This is a genomic window from Streptomyces sp. NP-1717 (assembly GCF_022695985.1).
Lineage (GTDB): Bacteria > Actinomycetota > Actinomycetes > Streptomycetales > Streptomycetaceae > Streptomyces.
Genome location: NZ_JAAPBF010000009.1, coordinates 1 through 23,298 on the forward strand (window position 1 = coordinate 1; position 23,298 = coordinate 23,298).

Below are 23,298 nucleotides of genomic sequence, written 5' to 3' on the forward strand. Positions count from 1 at the left end.
GCGTCCGGGCGGCGGTCCCGGTAGAACGCCCACTGCTGGCGGACCTCGTCGATGACCCCGAAGTCCAGGTCCCTGACGACGAGTTCCTCGGCCTTGTCGCTCGCGGGCTCGCCGACGAACTGACCGCGCGGGTCGACGAAGTACGACGTCCCGTAGAAGTCGTTGTCGCCGTACTCCTCCTGGCCGACGCGGTTGATCGCGGCGATGAAGTACTCGTTGGCGACGGCCGCGGCGGGCTGTTCGAGCTGCCACAGATAGCTGGAGAGGCCGCGCGAGGTGGCCGACGGGTTGTAGACCAGTTCGGCGCCGTTCAGGCCGAGTTGGCGCCAGCCCTCCGGGAAGTGCCGGTCGTAGCAGATGTATACGCCGACCTTGCCGACGGCGGTGTCGAAGACGGGCCAGCCCGCGTTGCCGGGCTTGAAGTAGTACTTCTCCCAGAAGCCCTTGACCTGCGGGATGTGGTGCTTGCGGTACTTGCCGAGGTACGAGCCGTCGGCGTCGATCACGGCCGCGGTGTTGTAGTAGAAGCCGGACTGCTCGACCTCGAACACCGGCACGACGACGACCATTCCGGTCTCCTGCGCCAGGGCCCGCATCCGGGTCACGGTCGGTCCGTCGGGGACGGCCTCGGCCCACCGGTAGTGCTCGGGCTCCTGCACCTGGCAGAAGTAGGGGGCGTTGAACACCTCCTGGAAACCGATGACCTTGGCGCCTTGCCGGGCCGCCTCGCGGGCGTGCTCCTCATGCTTGGCGATCATGGATTCGGTGTCGCCGGTCCAGGTCGCCTGGACGAGTGCGGCGCGTACGACTCTGGCCACGAGCTGCTCCTTCGGCGGAAGGTCGAGCGTTTGCTGGGCGTTTCACGAGCGCGTTCCGAGCGCGGTTCGAGCGCTTTCTACGCCCGTAGACACGGTGCGTAGGAGGAGAACCTAAGCCCGCTGTCCCACCGGGGCAAGACCATCGCTGTGAAGCCGCGGAGTCGATCATGATTCGCACCCACCCGGTCGACAGCGCGCCCGGGGGCCGTCGCCGAAGCGGCCTGGCCGGGTTGCGGGCCCGGTGGACCCGTCCGCGTCAGGCGCCGCCCTTGCCCGCGCTCCGCAGCGCACGGGCGAGATCGCGTTCGTGGCCGGTGGAGACGCCTCGCGCCGCTTCGAGCAGCCACGGGACCAGGCGCGAGGGGTCCAGCGCCGCGATGCGCGCCGTGTCCTCGGGCGTACGGGCGCGGACGAAGGCGCCGAGCAGCGCCTGGACCTCCTGGGCGCGGCCGGCGTCGCCGAGAGCGACGGCCGCCTGGGCGATGTCCTCGGCGGGCCGGGAGACGCCCTGGCGCAGCAGCACCCCGCAGTCCGCGTCGCGGCCGGCCATGGCGAGCGCGCCCGCCGCCGCCGCGAGCCGGTCGGGCGGCAGGGACGACGCCTCCCACAGCACCGAGGCCCAGTCGGCGCCGAGTTCGGCGCGGTGCAGTTCGGCGGCGAGGAAGGGCAGTTGTTCGGCGGGTCTGGCCGCCGCCTCGCAGAGGGCGACGTGCGCCTCACCGCTGCGGCCGGCGGCCCGCAGCCGTACGAGCACGGCCACCGTGTCGAGGGCGGCGCGGCGCGCCTCGGCCTGTTCCCGCGTCAGACCGCTGTCGGGCCCGTCGGCGGTGGTCCGCTCGGAGTTCGCCGAGCCGCCGAAGCGGGCGCCGCGCGGCGGTGCGGTGGCGGCGGGCGGTACGAGGGGGGCGACCGCCGGATCGGTGCCCTCGGTGAAGGCGAAGCGCGCGCCGCGCTGCTTGCGCTGCTTACGGCGCTGGCCGGGCACCTGGGCCATTTCCTGTGAATCCTCGGGGCCCACCGCGGGGTTGGAGCCCGTGTCGCTCACGTCGTCGGCGCCTCGGCGGCCGTCGGGGCCGCCCCGGCCCTCGAAGTCGCGTCCGCCGTCGCCACCGCTCCCGCCGGTGCGGGCGGGCTCGGGGCGGAACCAGTCGTCGGGCGCGGTGGGACGGCCGCCGTCGGGACGGCCGAAAACCGACCGGTCGTCGACCATCGGTTCCTCGGCCCGGTACCACCCGTCGGCGGCTGCGGGTCTCGCCTCCGGGGAGCCGTACTCCGGGCCGGCCTGCGCGGCGTGCGCGGGCGAGGCGGAGCGTGGCGCGGATTCGCCTTGTGCGGGGCGCGAGGGGTGTGCGGCGGCCGCGTTCGGCGGCTCGCCGACCGCCGCGAGGCGCTTTCGCAGTTCGGCGCAGCGGGCCGTGGCGCGCGCGTAGTCGTCGCGTACCCATGCCAGGTCGTATTCGAGCTGGTCGGCCTCCGGCGAGCCCTCGCCGACCAGTCGGAGGCGGCGCATCACCTCGTCGGCGCGGCTCGCCGCCGTGGCCTGTTCGTGCTGCATCAGCCGCAGCCGCTCACCCAGCGAGTCGGGGCCGCCGGGGAGCCGGTCGTGTGCCGCGGCGGAGGCGGCGTGCAGTCTCCCCGCCCGCGCCGTCTCGCGGTCGACCGGCCGGTTCTCGTGGCTCGCGGCGAGGTCGTGGAGCAGCGACTCCACGACGTCCCAGGGCGGTACTTCGGCACCGTCGAAGCAGGCCCTGAGCCCTTCCGGGTCCCGCTGCCTGAACACGGCGTACCAGCCGCCGTCCGGGTCGAGGAGCGCCGTCATCCCGCGGAAGTACCGCGCGAAAGCCCCTATTTCCGCCGGAAGTTCGTGCCTAGTCATCGCTGTCTTTCCCGCCCCTGCCCTGCCGCGTACCGCTTTTGAGCCAACTGTTCGGCCCCGCCGGCATGAAACCGCAGCCGTGTTACGTGACGGCTACGCGGGATTGTCGTGCACGGTGCGGTGCGATCACTCAAGTATGTGCTCATCGAGTGGGCGACGTCACGTTTCCGAGGAAAAAATGTGGTTACGGCTCAAGGTTGTTTCACAAGTCGGCGCGCCGACGAGGCGTCAGAAACTCACGACGATTCCGGTGTGCACGCGCTTACCGCGGCGTACGAGCGCGGCCGGCTTCGCGACGAGCCAGAACTGCCAGGTGTATTTGCGGGCGAGGAACTTGTTGACCTGGGCGGCCTCCTCACCTTCGAGCAGCCGGGCCGTACCCTCGGCGGTCGCGGCGCCCGGCGCGACGCGCCCGCGCACGTCGCACGCCGTGACGACGACCCGGCTGTTGTGACGGAGCCGCTTGACCTTCCAGGAGTCGCTGCGGGTCCAGATGTAGAGCACGCCGCCGTCCACGGCGTGCCAGACCGGGGTGTCCACCCCGGTGCCGCCCTTCCGGTACGTGGTGAGGCTGACGTAGCGGCTGCGGCGGAGCGCGTCGAGAGTCATGCGCACGAGACTATGCCGCGCCACCGGACGGATGGGTTCCGGGATCAGGCGGGCATCGGCGAGCAGGCCGTCGCGATCTCGTCCATGGACAGCCCCAGCGCTCCGGCCAGCGCCGCGACCGTGAAGAAGGCGGGCGTCGGGGCCCGGCCGGTCTCGATCTTGCGCAGCGTCTCGGGCGAGAGCCCGGAGACGGCGGCGATCTCGACCATGCTGCGCGGACCGCGCGCCTCGCGGAGCAGACGGCCGAGCCGTTCGCCGCGCTCGCGCTCTTCCGGGGTCAGTGGAGTGCGTACCATACCGTCATTGTAATACCGCTACCGACCGGTATAGTTATTGGAATGGTAGAGATCAAAACGGACGCGTCCCTGGACGCCATGCGCGCCGCGGGCCGGATCGTCGCCCAGGCGCTCACCGCGGTACGGGAGTCGGCCGCCGTCGGCGTGACCCTGCGCGAACTGGACGGCACCGCCCGCGCGGTGCTGAGCGCGGCGGGCGCCGGCTCGCCCTTCCTCGGCTACCGCCCCGACTGGGCGCCGGTCCCGTTCCCCGCCGTCATCTGCGCGTCGGTCAACGACACGATCGTGCACGGGATCCCCGACGACTACGCGATGCGCGACGGCGACCTCGTCAGCGTCGACTGCGGAGCCTCCTCGGGCGGCTGGGTCGGCGACTCGGCGGTCAGCTTCACCGTGGGGCGGGCGCGCCCAGCCGACACCCGGCTCGTCGACACCGCCTTCGAGGCGCTCGACGCGGGCATCGCGGCCGCCGTCGTGGGCAACCGCGTCGGTGACATCGCCCACGCGATCGGCCGCGTCTGCCGCGGGGCCGGGTACGGCATCCCGGACGGCTTCGGCGGCCACGGCGTGGGCCGCGCGATGCACGAGGACCCGGGCGTCCCCAACGAGGGCAGGTCCGGCAGGGGCGTACCGCTGCGCCACGGCATGGTCCTCGCGATCGAGCCGATGCTGATCGCGGGCGGGACCGACGACCACTACACGGCGCGCGACGGCTGGTCGATCCGTACGACGGACGGCAGCCGCGCGGCCCACGCCGAACACACGGTCGCGATCACCGACGACGGTCCGCGGATCCTGACGCTGCTCTAGGGCGTGTCCGCGATGTAGCGCCGTCCGCCCGCAGGGCGGGGCCCGCGGCGGCTGGCACTCCCGCCGTACGCAGGCGTCGCGGAGGTCCTGACCCCGGTGGCCGCCACCGGCGGGCGTGGTCGCCCGGGGCCGCTTCGGTCCGCACGCCTTCTGAGACTCCTGTCTGTCGGTGACGGGCCCGTCCGTGTCGGGGTCGGGCCCGTCACGCGATCGCGGTCCGGCGGGTCAGGGACGGTCCGCCGGGTGGACCACCATCGCCGAGCCGCCGCCCCTGCGGTCCTTCTCCGCCGCCGCGACCCAGCGGCCGTCGGGCAGCCGCTGGACGCCCGTCGCGGCGCCGATCTCCGGGTTCCTGGTGAACCCGTGCCCCAGTGCTTCGAGTTGGCCGCGCAGCGCGCTGTCGTAGAGACCGGGCTCCAGCTCCGTCGTCGCGGAGTTGCGCTGGCTGGCGCGGGGTGCGGCGATCGCGTCGACCAGTGGCAGGCCCCGGTCCAGATGGCCGGTGAGCGTCTGGATGACGGTGGTGATGATGGTCGCGCCGCCGGGTGAGCCGAGCGCCAGGAGCGGTCGGTCACGGCCGTCGAGCACGATCGTCGGCGACATGGACGACCTCGGCCGCTTGCCGGGGCCGGGCAGGTTCGGGTCGTGGACGGCCGGGTTCGCGGCGGCGAACGAGAAGTCCGTCAGCTCGTTGTTGAGGAGGAAGCCCCGGCCGGGCACGGTGATGCCGCTGCCGCCGGTCGACTCGATGGTCAGCGTGTAGGCCACCACGTTGCCCCACTTGTCGGCGGTCGTCAGATGGGTGGTGCTCTCCCCCTCGTACGTCGTGGGCGCCGCCGTACCGCCCGGCGCGCAGTCCACGGGGTTCGCCGGGTCCCCGGGCGCGAGCGGGCTCGTGAGGGCCACGTCGTCCTTGATGAGGCATTCGCGCGAGTCCGCGAAGCGCTGCGACAGCAGGCCCTTGGTGGGGACGTCCTCGAAGGCGGGGTCGCCGACCCAGCGTCCCCGGTCGGCGAAGGCGATCCGGCTCGCCTCGATGAAGCGGTGCAGATACTGCTTCTGCGTGGCCCGGGCCAGATCGGTGCTCTCCAGGATGTTGAGCGCCTCGCCGACGCTCGTACCGCCGGAGGACGACGGCGCCATGCCGTACACGTCGAGCCCCCGGTAGGAGATCTTCGTCGGCGCCTGCCGCTTCGTCCGGTACGCGGCCAGGTCGCCGGTCGTCAGATCGCCCGCCCGCACCTTGCGGGTGGCGTCCGGGTCGACGGGCGGGGTGCGGACGGTGCGCACGATGTCGCGGGCGAGGTCGCCCCGGTAGAGCGCGCCGGTGCCGTGCCTGCCCAGTTCCGCGTACGTACGCGCCAGGTCGGGGTTCTTGAAGACCGAACCGGTCACCGGCAGTTCGCCGCCGGGCAGGAACAGCTCCGCCGAGGCCGGGAAGTCGGCGAACCTGGCCTGGTTCGACGCGGTCTGCGAGCGGAACGTCTCGTCGACGGTGAAGCCGTCCTTCGCCAGCCGCTCGGCGGGCTTCAGCAACTGCCGCAGCGATGTGCTGCCCCAGGAGTCGAGCGCTCGCTCCCAGGTGGCCGGGGTACCGGGCGTACCGACGCTGAGTCCGCTCGTCACTCCCTCGGCGAAGGGGATCGGCTTGCCGTCCTCCTGGAAGAGGGTGGCGTCGGCGGACCTGGGCGCGGTCTCGCGGCCGTCGATGGTGTGCACGGAGCGGGAGCGGGCGTCGTAGTAGACGAAGTAGCCGCCCCCGCCGATACCGGCCGAGTAGGGCTCGGTGACACCGAGCGCGGCGGCGGTGGCCACCGCGGCGTCCACGGCGTTGCCACCGCGTCGCAGGACCTCGATGCCGACAGCGGACGCGTCCTTGTCGACGCTCGACACCGCCCCGCCGTAGCCGACGGCGACGGGGGTCTTGGCGGGGGTCTTCTCCGGTGCCTTCGCAGGTGCTTTCGCGGGTGTTTCCGTCGGAGGCGCCGCGGCGCCGATCGAGAGCATGGCGGCGGCGAGAGCCACGACCGAGACGTTTCGTGCGGTGCGTGCGGCGGGGCGGCGCATCTGTACCTCCGGTGGACGTCCGTCCGCGGAGCGTAACTTCACCGCTCGCGCCCCGCCAGAAGCATTAGTGCGATGAAATGAATGGTTCATCGGGACGGTCCGCCCGCCGGTCCGCCCGCCGGTCCGTCCTCGACCGCGGGAGGGGCCGCACCCTCGGCCCGTGAACTCCGTGCGCCATGTCCGGGACCGCGTCGTCCCGCTAACATGCGCGCCCATGACAGACGACATACGCAACATCGTTCTCGGGGTGCTCGCCACCGGCATCAGCGCCGCTCTGGGCTGGATGGCCCGGACCTATCTCTGGCGCCGGAAGCTGCGCAGGAAGCAGGCGTTCTTCGGGCTGCCGGGCAACTCCGAGTGTCTGCTGGTCGTCAACCGGGAGGCGGGCGGCGACGGCGCCGTCCACCGCCACGACGTCTTCGCGCTGCTGGAGATGTCCGCGCTGATCAAGGACTGCGGCGCGCACGCGCAGATAGTCCAGCACGACTCCGCCCAGCAGGGGTTCGGTGAGCGCACGGAGTTCTGTCTGGGCGGTCCGGCGTCGAACCGCCGGATGGCCGCCCATCTGTCCTCGCTGCTGCCCGGCGTCAAGATCAACACCGATCCGGATCCCGGCCCGGACCGCGGGGCCTTCCAGATAGGCAGCGAGCGCTACCGGGCGGAGCCGGGCGTCGCGGAGTACGTCATCCTGGCGCGCCTGACCGCCGGCCAGGAGTCCCGGCCGGTCTTCCTCTTCTGCGGGCAGCGGGCCATCACCAACCAGGCCGCGTCGCGCTATCTGGCCAGGCACCACGAGAAGCTGTCACGCAAGCACGGCCGCGACTCGTTCTGTCTGCTGCTGAAGGTGGTCAACTCGCAGGCGTACGGCCCCGATGTGGTCGAACTGGTCTCGGACGTCACCAGGGCGGCGCAGGAGCCCGCTCCCGTCGTGCGCACCTCGCACCGGGCGAGCGGCTGAGGGGCGGCCCGGTGCGCGGCCGACGGGAAACGAGAAGAGCGGCACCCTCGTCGTACGTGATGACGACGGGGCCCGCTCCATGTCGAGCACGGCCCTCCCGGCGCGCAGCTGACCTTCTCCCCGTCCACGTCCGACCCGTGGTGCCGGTCGGTCCCGCGGCGCGAGAAGTGATCTCCGGCTGCTGCCAGAGGGTCCCCCCGCGTGAAACGGGAGGCGGGCCGTGTCCCTTGAGCTACCGCGCCTCGGGCGGCGGCGGGACCATCCCCGCGTGGGCGGGGCACGGCGGACGCGTACGGACTCCCGGGTGGCACCCGAGGCCGGCGCGGCATCCGTGGTCTCTGCCGTCGAGACCACCGTCACCATGGGGATGAACGACAGATCGTAGTCCAGATTCGGCGCGATGAGCTCGTCCGCGCGTCCGGACTCCCGGACCGGGGCATCCGGTCGGTGGTGTGGGGGTCGGTGGTGGAATCGGCCGCGGCTCCCGCCGCGGACTGCCCGTCGGACCGTGGTCGACGGCCATGCGCTGCCCTCCCCGTTCTCGGCGATGTCGAGGTCAGCGCAAACTATCCAGCCCGATAAGGGACTTCACACCCGACACGCATAAATCGGGCATAAGCCGTATTAACGTCCAGGGGGCGGGGCCGGTCTCACGCTTCGGCCGCTTCCGCGTACACCTGCGACAGTTCCGGCGCGCCACTGACGGCCCAGTCCAGACCGGCCTCCACGACCTGGATCTCCCGGCCGGAGACGAGCCGTACGACGGGGTGACCGCCGGGCCAGATGTGCCAGGCCGCCCCTTCGACCGTACGCACGATGACCGTACCGAGATACAGCCCCGCGTCGTTGCCGAGCCAGGGCAGCTCCTCCGGGTCGTCGCGCCAGAGCGGCGGCAGCTGGTCCAGCGCCTCCAACGAGGCCGGGGAATCGTCCAGTTCGAGACCGGACTGCCCTGCCCGGACACGCAGCAGCTCGCACTCCGAGAGCAGCTCGGCCACGCCCTCCGCGTCACTGCCGACGACGGATGCCAACGACGCCCCCTCATCAGAACCGTTGCGTTTGCGCCAGTTGTCCAAGAAAGGGATGTTCATACCACTCAGCCTGCCATTTCCCCGTACCCGCGCACCTCAGGGCACGCGGGCGGTATCAGAGGCAGAATGCCCGGGGCCAGACCCGACGATGCCGGCCCGGCCTCCGGAACATCAGAGGTCGAGATCGACGACGACCGGAGCATGGTCCGAAGCACCCTTGCCCTTGCGCTCTTCACGGTCGACATAACTGTCCTTGACGGCGGCGGTGAAGGGCCCGTTGCCGTAGACGAGGTCGATCCGCATTCCCCGGTTCTTCGGGAACCGGAGTTCGCGGTAGTCCCAGAAAGTGTACGGCTGGTCGTACTTGAGCGGTCGCGGCATCACGTCGGAGAGACCGCCCTCACGCAGAGCGGCCAGAGCGGCACGCTCGGCGGGGGTGACATGGGTGGCGCCCTCGAACAGCGCCGGGTCCCACACGTCCTGATCGGTCGGCGCGACGTTGAAGTCACCGAGGACGGCGAACGGCCTGTCCCCCGCGCTGTCCTCGGCCACCGCCGCGCGCAGCGCCTCCAGCCAGCGCAGCTTGTACGCGTAGTGATCATGCGCGACCTCGCGGCCGTTGGGCACATAGACCGACCAGACCCGGACGTCGCCGCAGGTCGCGGAGATCGCGCGGGGCTCCTCGACACCCTCGTACTCCGGGCCGCCGGGCAGGCCCTTGACCACGTCGTCGAGACCGGCGCGCGAGATCAGCGCCACTCCGTTCCACCTGCCGGTCGCGTTGACCGCGGACTCGTAACCCAGCTCGCGCAGGGCGTCCGCGGGGAACTGCTCCAGGGTGCTCTTGGTCTCCTGGACGCACAGCACGTCCGTGCCCGTGCTCTCCAGCCAGGCCAGCAGACGCGGCAGCCGGGCAGTGATCGAATTGACGTTCCAGGTGGCGATGCGCATGGACGACAGCCTATCCGCGAGGTCTGACAGTGACCGTTCCGGCGATCACCGGGACGGCGTCACGGGCCGGTGGCCTCACACCCGGCGGCTTCACACGTCGGTGGACTCACCGGGCGCCAGCCTGGCGTGGCCGGAGCCGCCGAGGCGGCCGACATGGCCGTCGTACAGAGGCAGCGCGAGATCGGTGAGCAGCGCGTCGTGGATGTCGAAGGTGCGCCGCGGCCCGACCTCGCGTACGTAGTCGATCACTTCGGAGATCTTGTTCCACGGCGCGTGCACCGGGAGCATCAGCGTCTCGACGGGAACGCCGGGGACGGTGAACGCGTCGCCGGGATGGAAGAGCGAACCGTCCACCAGATAGCCGACGTTGGTGACCCGCGGCAGATCGGGGTGGATCACCGCGTGGAGTTCGCCGTGCACCGTCACGTCGAAGCCCGCCGCGGCGAACGTGTCGCCGTGCCCCACGGTGTGCACGCGCCCCGGGAAGGCCGCCGAAAGCTGCTCGGCGACGCTGCGCAGGGTCCAGATCTCGGTGGCCGGGTCCGCTTCGAGGGCGGTCCGCAGCCGCCCTTCGTCGAAGTGGTCGGGGTGCTCGTGCGTGATCAGGACGGCGTCGGCGCCGAGCGCCGCGTCCTCCTCACTGAAGACACCGGGATCGACGACGAGCGTCCGCCCCTCCTTCTCCAGCCGGACGCAGGCGTGGGACTTCTTGGTGAGCTTCACCGTGACCACCTCGTGTTGCGGATTCCTGGACGGCGTTCCGTACGACCACCACCGATGTCGCACCTCCATGGTCGACACGCGCCACCACGACAGCAAACGGGAGCGGCGGCGCTCAGTGCTCGGGGGTGGTCTCCTCCTGGACGACCGCGCCGACGACGCGGAACGCCGCGGTCGCCGCCGGGAAGCCGCAGTAGACGGCAGCCTGGATCAGTACTTCCTTGATCTCGGCCGGGGTCAGCCCGTTGCGCAGGGCCGCCCTGGTCTCGACGGCGAGTTCGTCGAGGTGACCGCCCGCGACCAGGGCCGTCAGCGACACACAGCTGCGGCTGCGGCGGTCCAGGCCCTCCCTGTTCCACACCTCGCCCCAGGCGTAGCGGGTGAGGAGTTCCTGGAAGTCGCCGGCGAAGCCGTCCGTGCCGGCCATGACCCGGTCGACGTGGGCGTCGCCCACGACCTCCCTGCGGACCCGCATGCCCGCCTCGTACTGATCCGGGCGCATGGCGGCGACGGCCTGCGGCTGCTCGGCGGAGGCGATCTCGGCGACGGGGGCGGTCATCGGCGACACGGTCGGCGGTCCCGCGGGCGTCCCCGGACCCGGATAGGTGGCCCAGTCGGGCAGCACCGTCAGACCGGTCGAGGTGTCGGAGGGGTTCTGCCAGGCGGTGGAGAAGTGGCGTACGAGCAGGTCCGTGACGGCGGCGGGCTGCTCGACGGGCGCCAGGTGCGAGGCTCCCGGCACCAGCGCGAGCCGGGCGTCCGGTATCCCCGCGACCAGGGTGCGGGCCTCGGCGGGGCCGGTGACCTTGTCCTCGGCGCCGACCAGGACGAGCGTCGGCACGCCGATCCGGCCCAGCTCCGCCCGTACGTCGAAGGCCGCCAGCGCCTCGCACGCGGCTATGTAGCAGCCCGGGTCGGTCGTACGGACCATCTGGACCGCCCACTCCACGATTGCGGGCTGCGCGGCGGCGAAACCGGCCGTGAACCAGCGCTCGGGCGCCGAGCGGGCCATCGGGTCGAGTCCGTTCGTACGGACGATGACGCCGCGCTGGCGGAACTCGTCCGCCGTACCGAACCGGGGGGACGAGGCCACCAGGGCGAGCGAGGCCACCCGGTCGGGGCGGCGCAGTGCCAGTTCCGCGCCGATCGCGCCGCCGATGGAGCAGCCGGCGTAGCCGAAGCGCTGCACGCCGAGCCCGTCGAGCGTGGCGAGGAGGCGGTCGGCCAGTTCGGGCACACCGGTGGCGGGGTGGGCGGGCGCGCCGCCGTGACCGGGCAGGTCGAAACGGAGTACGCGCCAGTGTTTCGCCAGCTCGGGCGTCTGCCTGTCCCACATGTGCCAGGTGGTGCCGAGAGAGGGACCCAGGATCAGGGTCGGTGCGTCTTCTGGCCCGTCGACGCGGTATTGCAAGGTCTTCGTGGTCGTCTCGCTCACCCGCTCACGCTCCCACATCCCGTTGATTCGCACGGGAGGGGGTCGGGGAGACCCGCCGGACCTCCCCAAGTGCGGGACGCCGGACGTAGGGCCTGTCTTTCGGATCTTGCCGGGCTCGCGGTCCCTGGCACGCACGTTCGCCGCGTTGACAGCGCAGGAGGGAGGCACGGCTCCCGCCATGCCTCCCTCCTCCGCCTTGCGATCGCACGCACCAGACCCCGCTCCCTGATCCTGCCTGATCCGAAAGACAGGCCCTGGATCCTCCACACGGCCCGCCGGTGGGGCGCGGCCGCCCGCGGCGGCGCGCCGCGCACGCACCCGCACGGCGATCGCGCCCTCGTGGTCGACCGGCCGGTGAACGGCGACGCGGAACGCCTCTGGGAACGCCCGGAAGAACGCCCGGAAAACATTTCGCGGCCGATGTGATCCGGCAATTCCCGGACACGGGCCTTCCGCTCACCGGCGGTCTTCACTCACCGGCCTTCCGCTCACGTCTTTCCTTTCACCGTCTTTCCGTTCACCGAATCCGGCCGTCGCCGCCGTGACGTGCCCGCAAGCCGGCGCCAAGTCGCGGAACAGTGCCGACCAAGCTCCGTGGCCGAACCTTCGCGGTATGGAGCGCCAACTGTCCGGGGACACCGCCCCATTGAATTCCCGCGGCGCATGCGTACCGCCGTCACCCCGATGAGCGATCCGTTCGCGATTCGACGCGCCATTCCCGGGGCTTGTCGCCGACCGGGCGGTCATGGCTCGCGACTCATCACCGACCTCAGGCATCCAGACAGGAGCATGGCATGAGATCACCGAATTCACCGCGCTCGGCGCCGATTCCGTGGCCCGCGGAAGTCGCCCCGGACCAGGTCCGCCGGGCCACATCCGGACTGATCGCACATGTCAGCGGGAGGGCCGGTCCCGACGGCGCGATACGCGAGGAATGCCGGAGCCGGGTGCTGGAGACTTCGCTCGCGCTGACACTCATGACACGTACCGGTGTGAATTCACCGGCCCGGGACCGCGCGCTCGCCTTTCTCAAGGCGCACCTCGACACGCCGCAGGAGTTCGACCGCGTCCTCGCCACGCTCGCCGTCGCGGGGGCCGCCGACAGGGCGTCCGCCGGTGACGCCGACCTGATCGACAAACTGACCGACGCCCTGCTCGGCGCCGCGCCGGAGTTCATCTCCGCCCGCCGTCGCCGGATGCTGTACGCGGTGCTTTCGGTGCTCGGCTGCCCGCTGCCGCCGGGTGTCGTACCGTCGGCCGGCGAGCGGGCTCCCACCGATCCCATCCACTCCTGGGCGGCGGTCCAGCAGGCGTCCGTGACGCTGATCCTCGCCTCCGCCACGGGGGTCAGCAACGGGGCCACCGACGCCGCGCTGCGCACGCTGACCGCCGTCCGACCCGCGGCGACGGTGTGGGAGGGGTACGTACTGCTGGACCTGCTGTCGCTGCACGCGCTCGCGGGTGTTCCCGGGCAGGAGGCGACGGTGCGCGGCGGTCTGGAGACACTGCTGCGGCACCAGCGCGCGGACGGCGGCTTCCCGTTCGTGCTGGAGATGCGTAACTGGTGCACCTCGACAGCGGCGATAGCCCTCGTCGCCGCCGGCGCCGGACCGGACGTGCCCCGGGCCATGGCGAAGATGCTCGCCGCCCACGAGGTCGACGGCTCACGGCGTGCCCTGTGCCGTTCCCTCTCCCGTGGCGCCACGCTCAGCGGCGGCTGGTCCATCGGCCCCGACGTGGCGCAGAACGACGTCGACTGCACCTCGTGCGTCCTTGAGCTCCTCCAGGAGATCGATCCGGTCGGCTACGGCGGCACCGTGCGGCGCGGCGTGGACGCGCTGCTGGCCGTCCAGGGCGGGGACGGCGGGTTCCCGACGTACGTCGCCGGCGCCTCCTCGGAGCCGTGCATGACGGCCGCGGCGGTCAACGCGCTCGCGCCGCACCCCTCCACCGCGCCCGCGCGGGAGCGCGCGCTGGCGTTCCTCGCCGACAGCCAGCTGCCCGACGGCGGTTTCGAGCCGGGGTGGAGCCGCAGCCGCCTGCACACGATGTTCCGCGCGCGTCTCGCCGCGTCCACCGCGCACCCGCACGACCTCCGTACAGCCGGTGTGGCCGAGCGGATCGAGCGGTCGGTGTACGACACGCAGAACGCCGACGGGGGCTGGGGCATGCAGCCAGGCGATCCCAGCGACGACATCAGCACCGCCTACGGGCTGATCACGCTGTGCCACGGCACCGAGTCGCGGCCCGTCGGGCGCGCCCTGTCCTGGCTGCTGGCGCGGCAGCAGGCGGACGGCGGCTACGGCGGCCCGCCCGACATGGTCGGCCCCCGCCCGTTCTCCTACCACCTGCCGGTCCTCACCGACATTCCCGTGCTCCTCGCCTTCGGCCATGTCCGTTCGCGGGTTCAGGACGCGGCGGCCCCGCTCCAGGGGGTGGCTTGACCGCGAGCGGCCACCAAGCCGGCGCCAACTCGCCGCACAGTACGGGCCAAGGTGCGGAACCAGACTGGAGAGCGCCGGGCGCCGGCAGCGACCACGGTGACGTTCCTCGTACACGGGCGGTCGGCCGGCCCGGTCCAAGCAGACATCCAAGACCGACACGTGGGGGATTCAATGTCCGGAGCCGCTGACGTCGAACGCGTCTACTCGGCCATGGAGAGAGCCGCTGGGCTGCTCGACCTGACCTGCGCACGGCAGAAGATCCTGCCGATCCTGACCGCCTACCAGGACGCACTCGCCGACTCGGTGATCGTCTTCTCGATGTCCGGCGGCGACCACTCCGCGGAGCTCGACTTCAGCTTCACGGTGCCTTCGGGCGACGTCGATCCGTACGCCTTCGGTCCGTCGACCGGCATCGTCGCCGAGACGGACCATCCCATCGCCTCGCTGCTCACGGACACCGGGGAGCGGTGCCCCGTCGCCATGTACGGCGTCGACGGCGAGGTCTCCGGCGGCTTCAAGAAGACCTACGCGGCCTTCCCCATCAATGACCTGCTGGATCTGTCGAAACTGGTCGCCGTGCCGTCCATGCCGTCGTCCGTGGCGGACAATTTCGATCTCTTCACGCGATACGGCCTGGACAAGGTGCAGGGAATCTCGATCGACTACCAGCGCAAGCAGGTGAATCTTTACTGCGGCGACATTCCGGCCGGATCCCTCGAACCGGAGACGGTCCGGTCGATGCTCCGCGAGATGGGGCTGCGGGAGCCGAGCGAGGAGGGCCTTGAGTTCGTACGGAAGTCGTTCGCGGTCTATCCGACCCTCAGCTGGGACTCGTCGAGGATCGAGCGGATCTGCTTCGCCGTCATCAGCACGGATCCGACGCTGGCACCCACGCGGGTCGAATCGGATGCCGCGCTGTTCTCGAAGTACGCGAACAACGCGCCGTACGCGTATGCCGGAGAGCGCCGGACGCTCATTTACGGTCTCGCCGTCTCGCGCACCAAGGAATACATCAAGCTCGGCTCGTACTACCAGATAAGCGATCACCAGCGGAAGTTGGTGAAGGCGTTCGACGCCCTCGAAGAGTAAGAGCTGTCCGGCGCGGGCTCGGACCCGCTTCCGGGACTTGTCGTGCCCCGCCCCCCGGCCCGGGAGTTCGCTCCGGCCGCACTCCCGGGCGGCGCGGGACGGCGGGGCCGGTGCCCGTCCTTCGGACCACCGGGCGCACCGGATGAAGACGGCCGCGATGTGCAGTGCGGCCGGCGGCGGTCGTCAGCCCGCCGGGTTGGTGACGACGGCGGTGTCGGCGTAGAGCTGGGCCCGGGTGATGCGTCCGTGGGCGGTGTCGAAGAGCCAGAGGTTCTCGAAGACGACCTTCTTGCCGGTCGCCCTGAGGACTCCGGTATTGGTGAGCTGCACGGTCAGGTGGTCGCTTCCCCGCAGGACGCGTTCGACCCGTGAGTCGAAGGATTCCCAGACCTTCCCGGCGCCGGGGGTGCCGGAGAAGAGCTCGGTGAAGGGCTCGGCCCCGGTGAACGTCCCTCCGTAGGGGAGAGAGGAGGGGACCATGAGGACGAAGTCGTGCGCGAGCATCGGAAGGACGCGGGCGAGGCCGCTCTCGCGGTCGGTGAACAGCGAGGAGAGCGCGTAGGCCAGCTCGTCCGCGGTGTAGGCGGCCCGTGGGCGGGCCTCCCCCGCCAGTGACTCGGCGGCGGCCTGGTCGGTGCCGATCACCCCGGCGGCGAAGGAGAAGTTCTCCGGCGCGGTGACCGTCGTCATGACGTACACGTTCTGCGGGTCGACGCCGGGCCCGTCCCGCAGCAGCCGCGTGAGCGCCCGGTAGAACCGGCGCTTGGCCTGCTCGCCCCGGTCGGAACCATCGGTGATCCTGAATACGATCCAGTCGCCGGTCCGCGGACCACCCCGGAACGTGCGGGGGAACACCATGTCGCCGGGGTCGAGCTGGTGGATGAGCTGGAAGTCGTCGTCCGGCCGCATACCGAACGCCTCGACCAGTGCGTCGTGCGCCGCACGGGAGACACCCCTCAGGTACTCGTCGGACTTGCCACGGGCCAAGGTGATATCGACGAAGGGCATGAGACGTTCCTCTCCACCTCGGGTGCCCGGGGCGTCGTGCGCGTGAGCGACCCGACGCGACAGGCCGACCGGGGTGTTCATTTCTCCTGGTGCCCGACCGCTCCCCCGCCGTCGGCGCCGTGCGGGCCGCGGGCGAGGGTTTTCATGATCACGCCGGTGGCCGCGCGTACCGGCGCCGACAGGGGCCCCGCAGTGCTTTTCGCCCCAACAGGTGAAGCCGAACCGCCGCACCGCGGCCCGGAGCGGGGAGTCTCTTCCTCGTCCCCGCCGGACAGGGACGCGCACCCACGCGCGGAAGCGAGGGTGCGCGTCCCCCTTGGCGTGCCTCAGCTGTCGAGCACGCCCCGCAGGGCGTCGGCGAAGAGACGGGGGCCGTCGACCGTCAGCACCGACTCGGCGTGGAACTGGAACGAGGCGAAGTGCGGGCCGCGCAGCATGTCCACCTCCCCGGTGGCAGGGTCCCGGCTGACCCGTACCCGGCCCACCCCCGGCACGTCGCGGTGGGCGGTGCGGCTGACGGCGGCGAAGGTGTTGTAGTACCCGACCCGCTCAAGTCGGCCGAAGAGGTCGATGGAGCGCTGCACGCCCTGGTTGGGCTCCGCCCGCCGCGACAGGTCGAAGCCGAGCCTGCGGCTGAGCACCTGGTGGCTCAGGCAGACCGCCAGGAAGGGGATGCGGTCGGCCAGCAGCCTCTCCACGGCCGCGTCCAGCGCCGCGATCTTCGGATCGCCGCCGGCGAGGGGGTCGCCCGGACCGGGTCCCATGATGACCAGGTCGAACCCGTCGAGGGCGTACGGCTCGTCGTAGCGCAGCACCTCGGCGGTGAGTCCGAGTGCCTCCAACTGCCGCACCATCATGGCGGTGAAGGCGTCCTCCGCGTCGACCACCAGGACCTTCAGCCCCTCCAGCTCGGGCACGGCCGGCGGGCGGACGGCCGTGGACGCCAGCCAGAAGTCGGCGATGCCGGTGTTACGGGAGGCCAGGGCGTCCCGTACGACGGGATGGTCCGAGAAGCGGCGGGCGACGGCGGGATCCGGCCCCGCGGGCGAATCGGCGGCGGAGTCCGGGGCGGGGTCCGCGCCGAGGGCGTCGAGCAGCCCGGCGGCCTTGGTCCGGGTCTCCGCCGCTTCCGCCTCCGGGGACGAATGGCGCACCAGGGTCGCCCCGACGGCGAGCGCCAGGCGTCCGTCCGGCGCGATGTCGGCGGTGCGGATCAGAATGGCCGAGTCCAGCGAACGCGAGCCCGACGGCTCGTCGCTGATCAGCGCGGCGACTCCGCTGTAGTAGCCGCGCCCCTGCGGCTCGTGGCGTGCGATGACCCGGGCCGCGCTCTCCACCGGACCGCCCATGACGGTCGGCGCGAACAGGGTCTCGCGCAGGATCTCCCGTACGTCCCGTCGGGTGTGTCCCTCGATGAAGTACTCGGTGTGGGCGAGCCGCGCCATCTCCTTGAGTGCGGGGCCGGTGAGCCGGCCGCCGTCCTCGCAGATGCGGGACATCGTCTTCAGCTCCTCGTCGAGCACCATGTACAGCTCGTCGGTCTCCTTGCGGTCACCCAGGAACGCGGTGAGGCCGTCGATGGTCGGGCCGCCGGGCGGGTAGCGGTAGGTGCCGCTGATGGGGTTCATCACGGCGTGGCCCTCGCGCACCGAGATATGGCGCTCCGGGGTGGCTCCGACGAACGTCCGGCCGTTCACGTGGACGACGAACGTCCAGTAGGCGCTCGGCTCCAGCGCGACGAGCCGCCGGAAGACGGCCAGCGCGGTGTGCGCCGGCTCGCCGCCGAGGTCCGCCAGCAGCGTGCGCTTGATGACGAAGTTGGCGCCCTCGCCGGTGCCGATCTCCTCGGCCACGACGCGCCGTACCACCTCGGCGTACTCGTCGTCGGACAGGTCGAAGCGCTGCCCTGACAGGGCGACGGGGGTGCCGGGCAGCCGGGACAGGGTCTCGGCCAGCGGCAGCACGGCCTGTTCCGTGACGGTGAGGGCGATGAGGGGTGCCCCGTCGTCCGGGGCCTCGAAACCCCGCTCGGCGAGCTGCCGGTAGGGCACCAGGACGAGTGCGCCGTGTGTCGTGGCGGCCGGCGGGTGTGCGGGATCCCTCACGGGGAGCGGCAGCCGGTCCAGCGAGGCGGGGTGCGAGACGTCGCCGATCAGGAGGTCGACCGTGCCCGGGGTGCCCGACTCCGGCCGGTGCAGCAGTGCGAAGTCGGGCGGTGCGGGCGCGGCCAGGACCCGGTCGAGCAGATCGGGTTCGCGCCGCCCGCCCGGTACGCCGGTGGCGCCTGGTACGCGGTTGGCGCCGGGTCCCGGGGCCCGGCGCTCGGTGTGCCGGGCGTTCATCCGAACAGCTCCGCGCTCGGGACGACCATGCCGCACCGCTGGGCCACGAAGTCCAGGGCGACACGGTGCCGTTCGGCGGAGAAGTCGGCAACGGCGTCGGCGGCCAGGAACACCTGGATGTCGTGGCTGTACGCGTCGATCGCCGTGGCCAGCAGGCCGATGTGGGCGTAGACCCCGCACAGTACGAGCTGGTCGCGGCCCGCGGCCCGCATCCTCTCCAGGAGGTCGGACCGGAAGAAGGCGCTGTAGCGCCGTTTGACCAGCAGCCAGTCGCCGTCGGCCGGGGCGAGTTCCGGTACGACCTCCCGGTCCTCGGCGGCGGTGAGCATGCCCGGGCCCCAGAAGTCACGGAGCAGCCCGCGCTCCTGCCGGGTCATCCCGCCGGGCTGCGCCGAGTAGGCGACGGGTACGCCGAGTTCGGCGGCCCGTTTGCGCAACAGCATGGCGTTGTCGATGAGTTGGGAGCGCAGGGGCTCGGGCACCGGGCGGAGGAAGAAGCGCTGCATGTCGTGGACCACCAGAGCCGCGCGATCGGGGTCCGGTGTCCAGGCGGCCACATTGGCCGGCAGGCTGTCCGCCGTCGGCATGGCGTACGGGGTGATGACGGGTATGCCAACCACCGGTCGGCTCCTTTCGGGCAGGGGGCTGCGAGGTCGGTGGGGGGAGACGGGATCCGGATGGGAAGGGGCGCCGCCGGGCGGGCACCCGGGTGTCCGGCACCAGGCCGTGCCGGGCGCCGCCGGCCAGGCGGGTTGTGCCGGACACGGCCCGGGGCGGCGGTCGCTCAGAGCGTCGTGGTCCATGCCGACACGAGGCGCAGGGCCTGGCCGGGGTTGAGCCGGGGGTCGCAGAAGCTGGTGTGCCGGTCGCCGACCGTGCCGAGCCCGGAGACGTCGGCGGCGCACTCGGTGACGTCGTCGGGTGTCACTTCCAGGTGCAGGCCGCCGTTGACGCCGCCGGCCGCCGCCATGGCGGCGCCGAAGCCGTGGACCTCGGCGGTCATCGCGTCCAGCAGCCGGGTCTTGTGCCCGCCGGGGCTGGTGATGGTGTTGCCGTGCATGGGGTCGCAGAGCCAGATCGCGGGGTGTCCGTCCGCCCGTACGGCCTCCACCAGCGGGGGCAGTCGGCTGGAGACGAATCCGGTGCCCATGCGCGCGATCAGGACGAGCCGGCCCGGCAGCCGCAGCGGGTCGAGCCGGGCCGCGATCGCCGTGATGTCCTCGGTCGTCGTGCCCGGACCGACCTTGCAGGCGACCGGGTTGACGATGCCCGCGAGCATACGGACGTGGGCGCCGTCCGGCTGGCGTGTCCGCTCACCGATCCACGGCAGGTGCGCGGAGCCGAGGTACAGACGGCCGGCGCCCGCGGGCCTGAGCATCGGTGCCTCGAAGTCGAAGAGCAGCGCCTCGTGGCTCGTCCACACGTGTTCGGCGTCCGGGCGGCCCCTGTTGACGGCGGCGAGCTCCCGCACCACGTCCTGGGCGGCCCGGTAGCAGCGGAGGATGCCTTCCGGGTCCGGGCGCCGGCTCTCGGCGTCCGGCTCGGGCAGGTTGACCATGTGGCCGCGGAAGACGGGGAGGGTGCTGCCGCCCACCTGCTCCACCGGTTTGGAGCGGGGTTTGGCGAATTGGCCGGCCAGCCGTCCGACCCGGAGGACCGGTCCCCCGGTGACCGTGGCCACGGTGTCGGCGAGCGCGTCCAGCAGCGCGGTCTTGCGCCGGACGTGGTACGGCGTCGACTCGGCCGGGTCCTCGGCGCAGTCGCCGGCCTGGAGGAGATGCGCTCCGCCCGTGGCCACGTCGGCGAGCAGGCGCCGCAGCCGTGCGGCGCCGTCGGCGGTGACCAGCGGCGGGGAGGCGGCGAGGGTGTCCCGCACCCGTTTCACCGGGCCGGGGTCCTCCCACCGGGGCTGCTGGAGGGCTGGTGACGCGAGGATGTTCTGGACTTCGGTATGCACGGTCTCCCCCTGCGTGGTCGAGGATCTACGGTCGGGAGGCGGGCATCAGGTCGGGATGCCCTCCCGGCGGACCGTGGGAACCTCGATGCCCAGCGCCTGGAACTGCCGGCAGGGGTTCATGAATTCGCGCTGCTGCTTGATCCTGCCGTCCTCGAACAGGAACGAGTGCAGGAAGTGGTTGCGGTAGTGGCCGTCCGGATAGCCCGGGAACAGGATCCGGCCCTCGCCGTCGCACTCCACCCAGAACCGGTCGGGGTCCTGCGTGTCGAAGATCTCGACGTTGGTCCACGCCCAGTCCGGGAAGCACTTCAGCGACCAGACGGCGTGCTCACCGAGTCTGTCCCGGCCGCTGATGACGATGGGTTCGCCGGTCTCGGTGGTCCACAGACCGCCGGTGCCGTCCTCCGTGAACAGCAGATGACGCTCCAGACGGTCCTGGCCACGGGTGTTCATGTACCGCGCGACGACCGCGCGGTTGTGTTCGCGTACCTCTGTCTCGTCGGACATGAGCCGCCTCACTTTCCACTGCCGAGGGTGGGACCGATGCCGTGCCGGACCGCTCGTGGGAACGGCGCGAGCGGCCGGTCCACGAGGCGGGCCCGGCTGGGGTACCACCCTGTGTCAGCGGACTTGGGGAGCTCTTGGCAGGAAGCCGGACCCGTGCGGTCCGCCGGGTCCGGCGGTGCGGACGGACGGTGGCCCTCCGCGCACGCGGCCGGCGTGTGCGGAGGGCCACCGTCGTGGGGCAGGGCCGGGGGTCACCTACCCCTGAGAGCCGGTTCGAGGTCGCGCTTGTCCTCTTCCAGCGGCGGCCGGGGGACGTCCTGACGCCGGAACAGCGCGCTCGGCCACCACATCCAGCGGTCGGCGTCCAGCGTCAGCGCGGTGACCAGCACCGAGCGGACGATCATGGTGTCCAGCAGTACGCCGAAGGCCACCGCGAAGCCGAGTTCGGCCGCGAACACCAGCGGCAGCGAGGCCATCGCCGCGAAGGTGCCGGCCAGCACCAGCCCCGCCGAGGTGATCACACCGCCGGTGGTGGACAGACCGATCAGGGCGCCGCGCCGGGTGCCCTCCTCCAGTGCGACCTCGCGTACCCGGGTGACCAGGAAGATGTTGTAGTCGATGCCGAGTGCGACCAGGAACACGAAGGTCAGGAGCGGGAAGTTGGCGTCCGTCCCGGCGAAGTGGAACACGTGCTCGAACACCAGGTTGCTCACCCCGATGGCGGCCGCGAACGACAGCACCACCGTCGCCATGAGCAGCAGCGGTGCGACGATCGCCCGCAGCAGCAGCGCGAGGATCAGGAATACCACGACCAGCACGATCGGGATGATCAGCTTGGAGTCGTGGGCTGCCGCTTCCCGGGTGTCGAGCATGATCGCCGTGTTGCCGCCGACCTCGGCGTCCGCGCCGTCGACCCCGTGGACCGCGGTTCTGGCCCGGTCGACGGTGTCCATGGCGCTCGTGCTGGTGGGAGAGTCCTCCAGCTCCCCCAGGATCAAGGCCTCGTCGCCCTTGACCACCGGCTCCGAGACGCCCGCGACTCCCGGTACGTCGGCCAGGGCGGTGCTCACCTGCTCGGCCGACGACGCCTTGGCCACGACGTAGACGGGGTCGCCCGCTCCGGCGGGGAAGTGCTTGTTCTTGATCTCCTCGCCGACGACCATCTGCGGCTTGTTGGTGAACTGGTCCTTGTTGGAGAGCCCGTCGGACTTGAGCCCGAACGCCCCGATCGCCATGACGCCGAGGGCGAGGGCGGTGCCGATCCACACGATGCGGGGCCGGCGGGAGACGGCGTTGCCGACCCGGGTCCAGACGCCCTCCTTGGCCGCCGGGGCCGATCCGTACACCGGCTTCACCGGCCAGAAGACCCACCGGTCGCAGATGACCAGCAGCGCGGGCATCAGGGTGACCATGGCGAGCAGTCCGACGAGGATGCCGACGGCGCTGGCCGGTCCGAGCCCCTTGGTGGAGTTGAGCGTGGCCAGCATCAGCAGCATCAGGCTGACCGCGACGGTCGCGGCGCTGGCGACGATCGCGGGACCGGAGCGGTGCAGGGCCACCGCCATCGCCTCGTGCCGGTCCTCGTGCCTGCGCAGTTCCTCCCGGTACCGCGAGGTGAGCAGCAGCGCGTAGTCGGTGGCTGCGCCGAACACCAGCACGGTCAGGATGAAGCTCGTCTGCGTGTTGACGACGAGTCCGGCGTGCTTGGCCAGGAGGTAGATCACCGCCTCGGAGGTCATCAGGGCGCCGCCGGCGGTCAGCAGGGGGAGCAGGGGCAGGATCGGGCTGCGGTAGGTGAGCAGCAGGATCACGACCACGACCGCCGCGGTGATCGCGGTCAGACCACCTCCGCCGCCGAAGGCGTCGATCGAGTCGGAGGCGTAGCCGGCGGGTCCGGTGACATGGAACCCGAGCCCGTCCGCGTCCGCCTTGCCGACGTCGGTCATCTCTTTGACGACCTTGTTGATCCCGTCCCAGCCGCTCTTGTCCTTCTGCACCTGGACCACGGTCTGGATGGCCTTGCCGTCCTCGGACTTCAAGGGGCCCTGGGGCTGTCCCACGACCTTCTCGACGCCCTGGAAGGCTTCGACGTCGGCCTGGGCCTTGGCCATGTCGGCGGCGGTGACGCCGTCCTGCCGGTCGTAGATGACGAGCGCCAGCACGGTGTCGGTGGCCTGGAACTTCTCGGCCCGCTCGACGACGGCGGTCGACTCCGCGTCACCGGGCAGCCAGGCCGAGTTGTCGTTCTCCTGCACGTCGCCGAGCTTCCCGGCCAGCAGGACGGCGGGGATCAGCAGGACGACCCAGAGGGCGAGGACAACCCATTTCGCCCTCCTGCCACTGGGTAGGGACGCCAGTTTTCGCAACATGTGAATTCCTC

The 23,298-nt window shown here is 71.5% G+C and carries 19 protein-coding genes; 4 read left to right on the forward strand and 15 right to left on the reverse strand.

The genetic code is table 11. The annotated features are described in order from the left end of the window. From GXP76_RS03250 to GXP76_RS03265, 4 genes are all read right to left on the reverse strand, one after another. A partial coding sequence (locus GXP76_RS03250; RefSeq protein ID WP_242569857.1) for a nitrilase-related carbon-nitrogen hydrolase occupies positions 1 to 818 on the reverse strand: 818 nt, incomplete at its 3' end. 256 nt (positions 819 to 1,074) lie between these two features. Next, positions 1,075 to 2,694, reverse strand: a complete 1,620-nt coding sequence (locus GXP76_RS03255; RefSeq protein ID WP_242569858.1) for a hypothetical protein — start codon at positions 2,692 to 2,694, stop codon at positions 1,075 to 1,077. Between the two features lie 228 nt (positions 2,695 to 2,922). After that, entirely contained in the window at positions 2,923 to 3,303 is a 381-nt protein-coding gene (locus GXP76_RS03260) for a PPOX class F420-dependent oxidoreductase (protein ID WP_242569859.1), read from the reverse strand. Between the two features lie 44 nt (positions 3,304 to 3,347). Next, positions 3,348 to 3,599: a helix-turn-helix domain-containing protein gene (locus tag GXP76_RS03265; RefSeq protein WP_242569860.1), complete on the reverse strand. Its 252-nt coding sequence runs from the start codon at positions 3,597 to 3,599 to the stop codon at positions 3,348 to 3,350. A gap of 42 nt (positions 3,600 to 3,641) precedes the next feature. Between GXP76_RS03265 and map the strand changes: the two genes are divergently transcribed. After that, entirely contained in the window at positions 3,642 to 4,409 is a 768-nt protein-coding gene (gene map, locus GXP76_RS03270) for a type I methionyl aminopeptidase (protein WP_242569861.1), read from the forward strand. Positions 4,410 to 4,634: 225 nt separating this feature from the next. Here the strand turns inward: map and ggt are convergent, their stop codons facing one another. Further along, positions 4,635 to 6,416, reverse strand: coding sequence for a gamma-glutamyltransferase (gene ggt / locus GXP76_RS03275; protein ID WP_374359743.1), 1,782 nt, complete (start codon positions 6,414 to 6,416; stop codon positions 4,635 to 4,637). A 274-nt stretch (positions 6,417 to 6,690) separates the two neighbouring features. On the opposite strand from ggt, the gene GXP76_RS03280 reads away from it, so the two are divergent. After that, positions 6,691 to 7,434, forward strand: a complete 744-nt coding sequence (locus GXP76_RS03280) for a hypothetical protein (protein ID WP_242569863.1) — start codon at positions 6,691 to 6,693, stop codon at positions 7,432 to 7,434. A gap of 650 nt (positions 7,435 to 8,084) precedes the next feature. Here GXP76_RS03280 and GXP76_RS03285 read toward each other — a convergent pair. The 4 genes from GXP76_RS03285 to GXP76_RS03300 all read right to left on the reverse strand — a co-directional run bounded on the left by GXP76_RS03285 (position 8,085) and on the right by GXP76_RS03300 (position 11,571). Then, a complete protein-coding gene (locus tag GXP76_RS03285) occupies positions 8,085 to 8,525 on the reverse strand; it encodes a DUF6278 family protein (RefSeq protein WP_242569864.1) in 441 nt (146 codons plus the stop codon). Positions 8,526 to 8,636: 111 nt separating this feature from the next. Then, positions 8,637 to 9,416 carry an exodeoxyribonuclease III gene (locus GXP76_RS03290; protein ID WP_242569865.1) on the reverse strand — a complete coding sequence of 260 codons (780 nt, stop codon included), beginning with the start codon at positions 9,414 to 9,416 and terminating at the stop codon, positions 8,637 to 8,639. Between the two features lie 90 nt (positions 9,417 to 9,506). Further along, entirely contained in the window at positions 9,507 to 10,139 is a 633-nt protein-coding gene (locus tag GXP76_RS03295) for an MBL fold metallo-hydrolase (protein ID WP_242569866.1), read from the reverse strand. A gap of 112 nt (positions 10,140 to 10,251) precedes the next feature. Continuing rightward, the gene (locus GXP76_RS03300; protein ID WP_242569867.1) at positions 10,252 to 11,571 is read right to left on the reverse strand and encodes an alpha/beta fold hydrolase; all 1,320 of its coding nucleotides are present in this window, start codon (positions 11,569 to 11,571) and stop codon (positions 10,252 to 10,254) included. A gap of 794 nt (positions 11,572 to 12,365) precedes the next feature. Between GXP76_RS03300 and GXP76_RS03305 the strand changes: the two genes are divergently transcribed. Continuing rightward, complete coding sequence (locus GXP76_RS03305) at positions 12,366 to 14,015, forward strand: prenyltransferase/squalene oxidase repeat-containing protein (RefSeq protein ID WP_242569868.1); 1,650 nt, start codon at positions 12,366 to 12,368, stop codon at positions 14,013 to 14,015. A 171-nt stretch (positions 14,016 to 14,186) separates the two neighbouring features. Then, entirely contained in the window at positions 14,187 to 15,104 is a 918-nt protein-coding gene (locus tag GXP76_RS03310; protein ID WP_242569869.1) for an aromatic prenyltransferase, read from the forward strand. A gap of 183 nt (positions 15,105 to 15,287) precedes the next feature. Here the strand turns inward: GXP76_RS03310 and GXP76_RS03315 are convergent, their stop codons facing one another. The 6 genes from GXP76_RS03315 to GXP76_RS03340 all read right to left on the reverse strand — a co-directional run bounded on the left by GXP76_RS03315 (position 15,288) and on the right by GXP76_RS03340 (position 23,287). Continuing rightward, a complete protein-coding gene (locus tag GXP76_RS03315; protein WP_242569870.1) occupies positions 15,288 to 16,112 on the reverse strand; it encodes a tautomerase family protein in 825 nt (274 codons plus the stop codon). A 326-nt stretch (positions 16,113 to 16,438) separates the two neighbouring features. Further along, the gene (locus GXP76_RS03320; protein WP_242569871.1) at positions 16,439 to 18,454 is read right to left on the reverse strand and encodes an anthranilate synthase family protein; all 2,016 of its coding nucleotides are present in this window, start codon (positions 18,452 to 18,454) and stop codon (positions 16,439 to 16,441) included. Next, entirely contained in the window at positions 18,451 to 19,074 is a 624-nt protein-coding gene (locus tag GXP76_RS03325; RefSeq protein WP_242569872.1) for an isochorismatase family protein, read from the reverse strand. The genes GXP76_RS03320 and GXP76_RS03325 overlap by 4 nt, the downstream gene beginning before the upstream one ends. A gap of 164 nt (positions 19,075 to 19,238) precedes the next feature. Next, positions 19,239 to 20,411 carry a 3-deoxy-7-phosphoheptulonate synthase gene (locus GXP76_RS03330; RefSeq protein WP_242569873.1) on the reverse strand — a complete coding sequence of 391 codons (1,173 nt, stop codon included), beginning with the start codon at positions 20,409 to 20,411 and terminating at the stop codon, positions 19,239 to 19,241. 45 nt (positions 20,412 to 20,456) lie between these two features. After that, positions 20,457 to 20,918, reverse strand: coding sequence for a PhzA/PhzB family protein (locus GXP76_RS03335; protein WP_242569874.1), 462 nt, complete (start codon positions 20,916 to 20,918; stop codon positions 20,457 to 20,459). A 251-nt stretch (positions 20,919 to 21,169) separates the two neighbouring features. Then, entirely contained in the window at positions 21,170 to 23,287 is a 2,118-nt protein-coding gene (locus GXP76_RS03340) for an MMPL family transporter (protein ID WP_242569875.1), read from the reverse strand. Positions 23,288 to 23,298 lie beyond the last annotated feature (11 nt).

What these genes read in the sequence shown, in the direction of transcription:
- GXP76_RS03305 (WP_242569868.1), top strand. Translation starts at nt 12,366, where the DNA reads ATGAGATCACCGAATTCACCGCGCTCGGCGCCGATTCCGTGGCCCGCG.
- GXP76_RS03255 (WP_242569858.1), bottom strand. Translation starts at nt 2,694, where the DNA reads ATGACTAGGCACGAACTTCCGGCGGAAATAGGGGCTTTCGCGCGGTAC.
- GXP76_RS03280 (WP_242569863.1), top strand. Translation starts at nt 6,691, where the DNA reads ATGACAGACGACATACGCAACATCGTTCTCGGGGTGCTCGCCACCGGC.
- ggt (WP_374359743.1), bottom strand. Translation starts at nt 6,416, where the DNA reads ATGCTCTCGATCGGCGCCGCGGCGCCTCCGACGGAAACACCCGCGAAA.
- GXP76_RS03285 (WP_242569864.1), bottom strand. Translation starts at nt 8,525, where the DNA reads ATGAACATCCCTTTCTTGGACAACTGGCGCAAACGCAACGGTTCTGAT.
- GXP76_RS03320 (WP_242569871.1), bottom strand. Translation starts at nt 18,454, where the DNA reads ATGAACGCCCGGCACACCGAGCGCCGGGCCCCGGGACCCGGCGCCAAC.
- map (WP_242569861.1), top strand. Translation starts at nt 3,642, where the DNA reads ATGGTAGAGATCAAAACGGACGCGTCCCTGGACGCCATGCGCGCCGCG.
- GXP76_RS03335 (WP_242569874.1), bottom strand. Translation starts at nt 20,918, where the DNA reads ATGTCCGACGAGACAGAGGTACGCGAACACAACCGCGCGGTCGTCGCG.
- GXP76_RS03340 (WP_242569875.1), bottom strand. Translation starts at nt 23,287, where the DNA reads ATGTTGCGAAAACTGGCGTCCCTACCCAGTGGCAGGAGGGCGAAATGG.
- GXP76_RS03260 (WP_242569859.1), bottom strand. Translation starts at nt 3,303, where the DNA reads ATGACTCTCGACGCGCTCCGCCGCAGCCGCTACGTCAGCCTCACCACG.
- GXP76_RS03315 (WP_242569870.1), bottom strand. Translation starts at nt 16,112, where the DNA reads ATGCCCTTCGTCGATATCACCTTGGCCCGTGGCAAGTCCGACGAGTAC.
- GXP76_RS03290 (WP_242569865.1), bottom strand. Translation starts at nt 9,416, where the DNA reads ATGCGCATCGCCACCTGGAACGTCAATTCGATCACTGCCCGGCTGCCG.
- GXP76_RS03265 (WP_242569860.1), bottom strand. Translation starts at nt 3,599, where the DNA reads ATGGTACGCACTCCACTGACCCCGGAAGAGCGCGAGCGCGGCGAACGG.
- GXP76_RS03310 (WP_242569869.1), top strand. Translation starts at nt 14,187, where the DNA reads ATGTCCGGAGCCGCTGACGTCGAACGCGTCTACTCGGCCATGGAGAGA.